At 57.7% G+C, this 9,596-nt stretch carries 16 protein-coding genes; 4 read left to right on the top strand and 12 right to left on the bottom strand.

The genetic code is table 11. The annotated features are described in order from the left end of the window. Positions 1–178 precede the first annotated feature (178 nt). From A7D21_RS33220 to A7D21_RS33175, 10 genes are all read right to left on the bottom strand, one after another. Positions 179–529, bottom strand: a complete 351-nt coding sequence (locus tag A7D21_RS33220) for an HNH endonuclease (protein ID WP_371859253.1) — start codon at positions 527–529, stop codon at positions 179–181. A 47-nt stretch (positions 530–576) separates the two neighbouring features. Beyond that, positions 577–906, bottom strand: a complete 330-nt coding sequence (locus tag A7D21_RS33215) for a phage holin, lambda family (protein ID WP_046485542.1) — start codon at positions 904–906, stop codon at positions 577–579. A gap of 213 nt (positions 907–1,119) precedes the next feature. Further along, positions 1,120–1,473: an antiterminator Q family protein gene (locus A7D21_RS33210; RefSeq protein ID WP_065870011.1), complete on the bottom strand. Its 354-nt coding sequence runs from the start codon at positions 1,471–1,473 to the stop codon at positions 1,120–1,122. 3 nt (positions 1,474–1,476) lie between these two features. Then, positions 1,477–1,791, bottom strand: coding sequence for a hypothetical protein (locus A7D21_RS33205; protein WP_069553781.1), 315 nt, complete (start codon positions 1,789–1,791; stop codon positions 1,477–1,479). A 5-nt stretch (positions 1,792–1,796) separates the two neighbouring features. Beyond that, on the bottom strand, positions 1,797–3,077 hold the full coding sequence (locus A7D21_RS33200) for a site-specific integrase (RefSeq protein ID WP_069553778.1): 1,281 nt from the start codon (positions 3,075–3,077) through the stop codon (positions 1,797–1,799). After that, entirely contained in the window at positions 3,074–3,505 is a 432-nt protein-coding gene (locus A7D21_RS33195; RefSeq protein ID WP_069553777.1) for a VRR-NUC domain-containing protein, read from the bottom strand. The genes A7D21_RS33200 and A7D21_RS33195 overlap by 4 nt, the downstream gene beginning before the upstream one ends. Beyond that, positions 3,502–3,798 carry a DUF1364 domain-containing protein gene (locus A7D21_RS33190; RefSeq protein ID WP_069553776.1) on the bottom strand — a complete coding sequence of 99 codons (297 nt, stop codon included), beginning with the start codon at positions 3,796–3,798 and terminating at the stop codon, positions 3,502–3,504. The genes A7D21_RS33195 and A7D21_RS33190 overlap by 4 nt, the downstream gene beginning before the upstream one ends. Next, complete coding sequence (locus tag A7D21_RS33185) at positions 3,795–4,478, bottom strand: replication protein P (protein WP_069553775.1); 684 nt, start codon at positions 4,476–4,478, stop codon at positions 3,795–3,797. The genes A7D21_RS33190 and A7D21_RS33185 overlap by 4 nt, the downstream gene beginning before the upstream one ends. After that, on the bottom strand, positions 4,478–5,227 hold the full coding sequence (locus tag A7D21_RS33180) for a DnaT-like ssDNA-binding domain-containing protein (protein WP_069553774.1): 750 nt from the start codon (positions 5,225–5,227) through the stop codon (positions 4,478–4,480). The genes A7D21_RS33185 and A7D21_RS33180 overlap by 1 nt, the downstream gene beginning before the upstream one ends. Further along, positions 5,227–5,889 (bottom strand): phage regulatory protein/antirepressor Ant, encoded by a 663-nt coding sequence (locus tag A7D21_RS33175; RefSeq protein WP_069553773.1) that lies wholly within the window; start codon positions 5,887–5,889, stop codon positions 5,227–5,229. The genes A7D21_RS33180 and A7D21_RS33175 overlap by 1 nt, the downstream gene beginning before the upstream one ends. A 178-nt stretch (positions 5,890–6,067) precedes the next feature. Here A7D21_RS33175 and A7D21_RS33170 point away from each other — a divergent pair, with 178 nt between their 5' ends. Next, complete coding sequence (locus tag A7D21_RS33170) at positions 6,068–6,313, top strand: hypothetical protein (protein WP_069553772.1); 246 nt, start codon at positions 6,068–6,070, stop codon at positions 6,311–6,313. A 147-nt stretch (positions 6,314–6,460) separates the two neighbouring features. Here the strand turns inward: A7D21_RS33170 and A7D21_RS33165 are convergent, their stop codons facing one another. Next, positions 6,461–6,655 carry a Cro/CI family transcriptional regulator gene (locus A7D21_RS33165; protein WP_069553771.1) on the bottom strand — a complete coding sequence of 65 codons (195 nt, stop codon included), beginning with the start codon at positions 6,653–6,655 and terminating at the stop codon, positions 6,461–6,463. A 105-nt stretch (positions 6,656–6,760) separates the two neighbouring features. Here A7D21_RS33165 and A7D21_RS33160 point away from each other — a divergent pair, with 105 nt between their 5' ends. Then, positions 6,761–7,642, top strand: coding sequence for an XRE family transcriptional regulator (locus A7D21_RS33160; protein WP_069553770.1), 882 nt, complete (start codon positions 6,761–6,763; stop codon positions 7,640–7,642). A 37-nt stretch (positions 7,643–7,679) separates the two neighbouring features. Here the strand turns inward: A7D21_RS33160 and A7D21_RS33155 are convergent, their stop codons facing one another. Further along, entirely contained in the window at positions 7,680–7,997 is a 318-nt protein-coding gene (locus tag A7D21_RS33155; protein ID WP_069553780.1) for a DUF1654 domain-containing protein, read from the bottom strand. 322 nt (positions 7,998–8,319) lie between these two features. Here A7D21_RS33155 and A7D21_RS33150 point away from each other — a divergent pair, with 322 nt between their 5' ends. Together A7D21_RS33150 and A7D21_RS33145 are read left to right on the top strand one after the other, a co-directional pair. Further along, positions 8,320–8,703, top strand: a complete 384-nt coding sequence (locus A7D21_RS33150; protein ID WP_069553769.1) for a response regulator transcription factor — start codon at positions 8,320–8,322, stop codon at positions 8,701–8,703. 453 nt (positions 8,704–9,156) lie between these two features. Continuing rightward, positions 9,157–9,519 (top strand): hypothetical protein, encoded by a 363-nt coding sequence (locus tag A7D21_RS33145; protein ID WP_069553768.1) that lies wholly within the window; start codon positions 9,157–9,159, stop codon positions 9,517–9,519. Positions 9,520–9,596: the final 77 nt, after the last annotated feature.

Below are 9,596 nucleotides of genomic sequence, written 5' to 3'. Positions count from 1 at the left end.
GGGTTTGCGACCACGGCCGGCGACCGTGGCGGTGCCTCCCATCGCGCAACTCCTGAATTTTTAATTTCGCGGGTGTAAGAAAAAGGCCAAGGGGACGGTCTAGCTCACGAAAAGCCCGAACTTTTCACCCTCCCCCTTCCCGTATTGAGATTCAACCTCATTACGGCGTTCGAATCGGTCAATTCGAACGATTTCTCGATGGATTGCCCCAACCGCCGTCCTCGGACGCCGTCTTCCTGCTGTGGCAGGGATGGCACAGGGCTTGCCAGTTCGAACTGTCCCAGAACACGGCCTTGTCACCCTTGTGAGGAACGACGTGGTCAAGGTCAGTGGCCGCGACCACCAAGCCCTGACGCTCGCACTCAGCACAGAGAGGATGCTTGGTCAGGTACGCCTTGCGAGCCTGCTGCCACTTGTAGCTGTACCCACGCTGAGCGCTGGTCTCACGCTGCTGCTCACGGCGCTTGGCCTCGGCGCTCTTTCCGATGTCCTTGTGGGCATCGCAGTAGCGCGGGTTTCGGGTAAGCACGTTGCAGCCCTGAGCGTTGCAAGGTTTCTTTGGCCTGGGCGGCATGATCAAGGCGTCCTGTTTGGCAGCTTGAAGTCCGTGACTCGGTCGGCTATCGACCGGATCTTCTCGACACCGAGGAAGCCAACCCAACCACCCACGAAGGTAGCCATGCTCTGGGGTAGCCCGAAGAACTCCAGGCCGCTGATGATGGTCAGGGTCAGCCCACCACACAGCACGCCCTCGACCAGCATCTGCCGCCTTGATCCGCCGCCATAAGTAATGCGTAACACGGCCATGGCGAAGGACAGGCCGGCCGGGTAAAGGATCGGCGCATGCTGGCTCAACCACGCAAGCACAATCGCCCAGGTATCCGGCTTGTCTGGCATGTTCGGCATCTCAGGTTCCTCCCTTTAGGGGAGCGAATAGATCCGGCTCCAGCAGCACTCCCAGCTCGGAGCGATGGGTGTGGTGGAGCCGAAAACGAAAAAGCCCCGGCAAATGCCGAGGCTCAAGGAAGTATAGAAAGCAAAAAGCCCAACTCTAAGGTCTGGCTTTGCTCGCGGAAAAACCGCAAAGTAACTTAAATCTATATATCGTCCCCGGGCCTGTCAAGCAGCCTGACGACGAATATCTAAAGCCCCATCAATCCAGGCAATGCCGGCCTTCCATAGCCCGCGGGTCTTCTCTTCGCCGAAGCCCATCTTCTTTCCGACTTCCATCAATGAGCTGTCGCGGGTGGTGTAGTACTTCATAAGCACCTGGCCGCATTCGGGGTACCGCTTAAGCAGGCGACCCATCAGCCCATCGATCATAAGCGCGTCGTCATCGGTGATCATCGGCGACAGGATGGTGTTCTCGCGTGACGCGCAGCACGACACGCCAGAGCCAAGCACAACCCAGCGGCCCCAATGCTCCAGCAGATCCTCGGCGGTGCGTTCCTTAAAGCTCGGTGTGAAGGCCATGGCTCAATCCCCTTTGTAAGACGAGCGGCCTGGGCCGCGGCTGTTGTTCTGTTGGTAGTCATCAGCCATACGGCGCGACGGGCTGACCGTGATCATCAACCTACTGCGCTCCCGCCTGACCATCCGACCGAGCTGAACCACCAGGTCCTCGATCAGCAGCGGCTCAAGCGTCTGGGCATGGACGAAGCCGGACGAGTGACATCCGATGCAGTCGAGCTCGTGAAAGACGCCCTTGATCATCCCTTTGCCGGCGCATGACGGGCAGTCCGTGAGCGGTATCAAGCTGCGCACCAAGGCGGGGCCACTGCTCTTTTTCATCATTTTTAAACCTCGCCTATGGTTGAATATTGATTGGCCTCGCAGGCCTTATGCTCTGTGGCTTTCAGCGAATTACCGGAATCTTCAAATCTAAAGCCGGTCAATCTGTGAATCGCTGCAAAGCCTTTCTGATCTAGATGCGCGTGCCACTGTTCGAGGGCATCACGCTTGCGGCTCATCACGTCCGACTGGATGTACACCTTCACGTTGTGGCCCATCGCGTGGTTGATCAGCAGCTCGCCAATTAGGTGGTCGATGCCGAGATCTGCCCAGCCGGTGCGTGCCACCTTGCGCAGGTCGTGACTGGTCCATTCGCCCTGCCCCAATCGACGGAACACGGCGCAGCCTTGAGCCTCGCCCAGCGCCTTGCCGTTGCGCGCCGGGAACAGGCATTGGCCGTCATAGCCTCGGGCGTACTGACCTTCGCGGTACGATGTCAGCAGCGCGCACACCTGCTCCGTCAGGGGCAGGTGATGCTCGACACCGGTCTTCGTGTTCTCGGCCGGGATGAACCACTCACGCTCGGCCAGGCTGATGTGCGACCAGCGGGCCATCCGGGTTTCGCCGATCCGCGTGCCGTGACAGAGCATCATCAGCGCGAGCATCGAATCCAGCGGTGCGGTTGGCGTGACGTCGGCTATCTGCCCAAGCAGACCTTCCAACTGGACACCGCGCAGACGGGATGGCTTGATGCCGACCTTCGCCTTGGAGAAGTCGTTGAACCGGATCGCCGCCATCGGGTTGGACGTGATCATGCCCAGCTTTGCCGCCTGCCGGAATGCCAGAGCCAGCAGCTGGAATGCCGAACGCACGTAGTCGATGGAAACCGTCTCCTGCAGCGGCCACATCAGCAGAGTGTCGAGTGCTGCCTTGTCGATGCCGATCAGCGGCAGCTCGCCGAGACGCGGTTTCAGGTGGCACTTGATGATCGAGGCGCCAGTGTTTTTGCGCTTGCTCGAAATGTTGCGATCGCGCGACATGCGATCAGCGAACCAGTCCAGCAGTTCGCCGACGTTGTTCCATTTGGATAGGCTCGCGCCTTCGCCAGCGGCCAGACGCAGACGAATCGCTGGGAGCGCAGCGACCACCTGGGTATGAAAAAGCTCAGGGTAAGTACCGATGTGGTTCCATTGCCCTTTCAGTACCAGGAACCATGAACCGCCGGTGCGCGCCTTATTGAAACGCAGATACAGGCCTTTGTTCTCAAGGTCGCGTAGATCCTGCACGACGCCGGCGGCCTGCCGCTTGATTTCGGCCTGAGTGATTTTCACAGCAGCGGTCGTCATGCAGCGGCCCTCGTTTGTGGTTGAAGCAGGTAGGCCCGGATCGCCTCAATGGCGTCCACGTGCCCGCGGCAAACGATGGCTAGGTACCCCTGATCGGTCAGCGCGTGCAGGTATGCGTCCTGGGCCGGGGATACGGCGGCGTCATACGGCGCCCGGGCTTTGAATTCGATGTACAGTCCGAAGTACCCGCCGCGGGCCATGGGCAGCACCGGGTCGGGAACGCCAGCCTTCACGCCCTGCTCTTTCAGCTTGATCGCCACCAGCTTGTGCCGGTGCCCGCCGTTCGGGACGTGAAAAATCAACTTGGCGGCGACCGGGTAACGCAGCGCGATTTCTTTCATCAGCGCGGCCTGCTCCATGCCTTCCCGGTCGACTGCCTTGGCACGCTTGGGTGCTGGGTTAAATGGCTTCACAGCAAACGGCTTCAAAGCTTCACCTTCCCTTCGCGAATGAGTATGTCCTGGGTGCGCATGACGCCTTCGGCGAGATACAGGCGGACCTCTTCACGGGTCAGCTGCACAGGCGCCTTGAGGCGGCCGTCCGCAATGTCGTGGCAGTAGCCGCAGGCCCAGGCGCCCTGAAAATCGTTGGGCTTCATGCCCACCCCGCAGGTGCCAGCCAGCCGGTAATGGGCCAAGACTGTGTTGGACGGTTCGCAGGAGCAGCCCGGAAACCGAACCTGGCAGTCACGGTCACGGGCCGCCTCAGTGAGACGACTCACCGGGAGCCTCCGGCCAACTTGGCCCGAAGCTGGGCAAGGGCGCCATTCCCCACCTCAGGGGTGATTCGGCCATCGACCTTGGCGGGGAGCGCCTTCGGCATTGCCTGCAGAGGCAATCCGTCGAGCAAGCGCCGAATGGTGATCGTGTAGTTCCGGTCGAACAGCTTCAGGCTAAGAGCAGCGTCCAGCTTGTTCAGGCTCTCGAACCCGCATTCCTTGGCTGTGTGCCAAACAGCATCGTGCGACCACTTGCCCTGCCCAGCCATGCCCGGATGGGCGTTACGCACGGCTTCACGGTGAGCCGCAGCCAGGGGTGGTAGACCGAGCATTTCCGGAGTTGGTTTGCACCATTCAATGAACTGACCCGGACTCGGGATAAAGTCGGAGACCTGCTTTCGCGCCTTGATCATGCCGAATTCGATCTGACCCTGAGTGCGAATGCCTTCGTCGAGGAATGCCTGCATCCACTGCACCTTGGCGGCCTGGTAGGTCTCCTTGTCCGGCCAGGCCTGACGCCACGCCGAACGAATCAGGCGAAGCTCAGTGAACAGATCATTGATAGCCACGGCCATCTGACGGCGACCTTCATCCTGCGGAGCGTGCGCCTCGTCTGCCGAGAGGAACTCGCCGGCCTTAGGATTGGCCCAAAGGCCTTGGGTTACTGCGGCTACCTGCTTCATCACGATTGCACTCCGTTCTGCCAGTCAGTGCTTTCATCATCAAAGTCGGACGCGGCCGGCGGCCTCTGCCGAATGGGCGTGACGTTAGTGGCGGCTGATCTGTTCTTGTCGTTCAGCACCCACTTGACCAACATCTGCACCCACTCAGCCTGAGTGTTCACTTGGCCGCGCGGCTCGTAGTGAGCAGTGAATGCGCGGCGAGCCTCTTCGGTAAACAGGTCTAGCGCTACGCCAGAGTGAACCGAGTAGGTTTTCAGCAGCTTGTCATCAGGATTCCAGTCGAGGGTCATTTCGCTTGGCATGCGAGGGTCAACGGAGCCACGCGCAGAGAGAGGTTCTTTATTCTTCTCTACATCTTCTTTAGGTAACGCACCACTAACGTTCGAAGCGTTACCTTTTGCGTTACTGGCCTTGTGGTTTGCCACTCGTTTAGCCGTTAGAAGCCTGTTTTTAGCGGTCTTGCCGTTGTGTCGATCAAAGTGCGGGAGGCTTATCACGCCTTCGGACTCGATCATCCAATCAACAGATTTCATGTGTTCACAGAAACCGATAACGCCAACGAGACGGTCGAGTAACTTTTTGCTAACGCTTGGAGCGTTACCGTTTTCAGTTTGTTGATCGAACCATCCCCACACGCGCATCAGCTTTCCGACGACAGCATCAGGATCGATGTCGGCCAGGTCTGCGATCTGGCAGACCTCGGGCTTGTCCAGGGTGGTGAGTTCGAATTTGATCCAATCGCCGGCCATTACGCGGCCTCCTGCAGTAGTTCAGCGAGGCGTGTAAGCCCCTTTGGAGTGATCATCGGGTCGAAGGCCGCGCGATCGATACCTGTCTCGGGATCAGGCTTCAACGCAGTGACCTTATGGGTCATGTGCCCAGAGGTTATGCGGGACTGGTATGCGACCCAGCGCTTGCAGCCATGGCGGCGGAATATCCAGCGGTGCTGTTCAAGCCAGGCAAAGAGTCGAGATGGCGCGACACCAAGTTGCTTGGCGGCGTCAGTGATGCATATAGCCCCGCCGGCGGCGGCAAGCCGCTTGATGGCGGCGACCTTGGGCGCCTGATCTGAAACCAAGCGCTGAAGTTCTCCGTTTTTGTCGGCGAGATCGGCGGCGAGGCGCAAAGCTTCTGGCAAGGACTGAGGAATGGATGCGTGTCGCGACACGTTTTCGAGTTCCTGTAGTAGTGTCACGACACGATGACGAAGCGGGATGCTGTAGCCGGTCAGCAGTGTCATGACGAGATCCGGCGGAAGCAGGTACTCGGTTTGCTTGCGATTCGAGGCGTCGAGATAGATGCATCCAAATTTGGATGCATCTAAGTTCAGCTCCGCTAAGTTGTGCTTGATGTCGCGCACGACGTGGTGATGCTGCTTTCCGGTTAGCTCAGCGACCTCCCGGCTCGACATCGTTACGGTATTGCTTGGAGCGACGAGTTTGTTCATAATGGCCCCACGAAATGTTTCTGCTGTTGAAAGGACCGCCCTGCCAGGCGGTTTTTTTATGCCTGCGATTCAGGCGTTATGGGTGTCCGGTGCATCCGTGGTAGCTTTCTGATTCCACTCAATAAGGTCACGGAGACCGGACATGTCAGATGATTTGGCGTTAAACCCAGTAACTGGCTGGGATGTAAGAACTGTCGAAGCTATGCAGTTGGTATTGCTGGAGCTGGGATTCATATCGACGCCTTTTCAGCGAATTGAAGAGGCTCAGAAGTCGCCGATTTTTGCGCTGACGGTTCAACAGGCACAGCAGCTGATCGACGTACTGAAAAGATCCGTAGATGCGGTAGAGCGTGCTGGGATAGCGTCTCCCCCAGGGCCGAAGCACTGACCGTAAAAGGAGCGCTCTTAAATGGCGCTCCAACCTCTCCTTTGTTCGCCATCTCTATTCCCTTCCTATGCACTGTATGAATTAACAGCTGATCCAGAATCTCTATCTGCCCTACCCGCTTAGAGGGAAAATGGGCGCATCAAGCGATCAGGCTACTGATCGCTGCGATGGAAACGGGCGCTGCTCTTTCGCCTGGAAGCTGCCGTCGGGAAGCTCAAGCACTCGAATGTCCCGCTTCGCTGTTAGCGCCTTGTGAATTGCTGGAGCCGTGACACGAAGAAGCCGCGCCGCCTCGGACTGGCCCTTTTTCGCAACAAACTCGTCGAGAGGGGTCTCGCTCATGATTTGAGCCTCGGTTGTAGATGAGGCCGATATTAACCATCTGTTAATTTTTAATCAATACCGATGGTTTCTTCTTATTTTTAACCATTGGTATACATTCGCGCGATGACCAAGAAACGAATACTCCCGCCCGAGCTGATTGCCGAGTGCGCAGCTGCGCATGATTTGTTCCTCTCAAAGAAGAACGAGCTAAAGCTCAGTCAGAAGAAAATCGCCGATGCAGCGGGCATGACACCGGCTGCCGTGAATCTTTACTTCAAGGGCATCAACCCGCTGAACACTAAGTTCGCCGCCGTGCTTGCGCGCATGCTTGATGAGCCTGTATCGGCTTTCAGTCCGCGCCTTGCTGAGGAAATATCATTACTGACCACCGGCCCAGCTAAAACGACTGCAGTACCTGGAGTAAGCGCTGCCGAAAAGGTAATGGAGATGATCCGGAAGCATGCAGGCAAGAGTCTCGATGCCGATGCCCAAGAGAAGATTGCCGCGGCGGCGCTCACAGCTGCCAGCGAGGCCCAGGGAAAGGTGATACAGGTGGACTTTTCTGGGTTGAAAGCGAGGTCGGATGAGCTCGTGATTCGCCAGTACGATGTACGCGCCTCAATGGGGCATGGCCAAGTACCGAATGACTACAACGAGGTAATCAGGAATCTGATTATTCGTGAGGACGTGCTCCGCGAGAAGGGTGTGTCATACACCTCCCCTCACGCACTGGCCATGATCACCGGCTGGGGCCAGAGCATGGAAGGCACGATCAACGACAAAGATCCGCTGATTGTGGATAAGGGTGTCAACGAGTTTGCTGGTGATGGCATATACGTTCTGACCTGGCTTGAGCATCTGTACATAAAGCGGATTCAGTTTTTGGACGCGGAGCGCTTCTTGCTCATATCCGACAATCCAAAACATAAAGACCAGGAAGCCAGGATGGAGGATGTAACCATTCACGCCAAAGTGCTGATGATCTGGAATGCGCGAAAGGCTTGAATTTAAGCCCGGCTATGCGCCGGGCCTAAGTTGAATATCAGAATGGCGCAGCTTCCTCTTCGACAGCTTCCACCTCGCCTACCTCCAGCACCCTATCCTCTTCGCTGGGCGCCTCCCACTCCAGAAGCACCCCCCCGTCGTCCTGAAAGACCATATTGACCCCGTCAACTTCAGCAATTCTTCCCATTACCTCATCCCACTCTGCATCCTCATCCGTATCCAAGCGGTGAATTACGGCTGAGCACCGATCCTGCGCCCTTGGCGAATTGATCATTGACGATACGCGCAGCCCCAAGCGCTCTACCGCGGACATCTCAATTCGTAAAGCTGGCTTAACTTTCTGCGTCTTACTCATTTCCCCACCCTTTAACTGTATATCCATCCAGTTTAAGCCAGAGGATAACGCACGCCCATGAAAAATAAATTAACCATCGGTATTGACGATAAAATATACCGATGGTTAACTACATCCATCGAGTCTCCCAACACGGGCTCGCCAGGGCCTCATCGCCCGCCACACGACTGGTGAAGCCGCCAGATAGCACGGGATCAGCGAAGTGATCTCCCAGCCCCGGAAAACGGGACCGACTGGAACAAGTTCTTTAAGCAGAACGGAAGATTTCACTGGCTGGCCTTGGCGACAGGGTCAGACGGGAAACCAACCGGGAGTCACATTGATGGAAGCAACAATCGTCAGCGGCGCATGGAAGGGTCATCTCGGACGAGGCCTTGCGCCAAAAGAAGTTCAGTACCTGCTCGGCACTGCCCAGGGCATGACGGCAAAGGAGATCGCAAGGCAGTTCAATGTCGCGGCCTGCACGGTAGCCAAGCGCTTGTCATGCGCGATGTTCAAGCTTGGCGTGACCCGCCAAACCGCTGCGGTTGCCGAGGCAATGCGCCGCCAGATCATCTCGCCGATGTGCATTGCCCTGGCTGCGCTGATCGCCATGCACTCAATGATCGGCGATGACGCTATGCGTCGTGATCGGCGAGTGCCAGAGAGACGCACCGCTCAAGTGCGAGTAGTTCGTCAGGCAGAGCGGCCAAGCCTCACCGCGTAAACGAAAGCATCACCTCTGCCCATTCTCTGAGTGGGCTTTGGGATGCGGACGAAATCGCGGCCTATAACCGCCCACCTGCATCAACGGCGAATAGCTCAACCCGCATTGCGCAGGGTCAGCGCCAACCTGGTATTGGCGAGCTATCTTGATCTGGCACAAGCGCCGTGACAGCCGGGAAATACCGGCGCCCAACTTCATAGGTGGCCACTGCCAACCCAGTGAGCGAACAACGGAGGATTTGCAGCCATGTAAACGCACAGATACCCGCACGGCCCAAAAGGGCTCTGCTGGCTTGTCACTTACGGAGGCGTTTGTGACAGAACAAAAAGCCCGGTTTCGACTGGGCTTTTTTACGCCTCGCCTTTACCCGTCAGCACCCTCCCCTGCGCCCACCGGCACACCCAGGCGGTCAGGCTGCTGACGAATAAACGCAACCACAACCAAGGAGTCGGCATGAATCCAGCCATCCAACAAAGCCAAGCCGTTCTGCAGGCCCTGCGGGACCGTGTTCGGCTTTCCACTTCGGAGATGTACGTGATGATCGGTCGCGAAGAACCTGTAAAGGTGCCGCGCTTCAACGTGGTGCCGCTCGGCAATAACTTGTTTGATGTGGTCGAGCGCTCCAGCGGCGTATCCCGAGGGGCGCGCACCGGCCACGACGGCGCATGCCAGTATGCCGATCAGCTCGAGCGCAACGCCGACTTCTTCGATTCCGCCAAGGCAACATCGCGCCGTTTCGGGCGCCGGATGATGCGCTGGACGGTTGGCTTCGCTGTCATGCTCGCGGTGTTCGCCTACTACGGTGCGCAGCAATGATCGGAGTGCCAATGCCCAACCCTCGGGATTCGATTATCGAAAACCTGAACCAACAACTGGACGCCTACTTTGGTGCA

The sequence above is a fragment of the Pseudomonas sp. AP19 genome, assembly GCF_001728855.1.
Lineage (GTDB): Bacteria > Pseudomonadota > Gammaproteobacteria > Pseudomonadales > Pseudomonadaceae > Aquipseudomonas > Aquipseudomonas fluorescens.
This window is presented reverse-complemented; position numbering and strand designations above follow the sequence as displayed.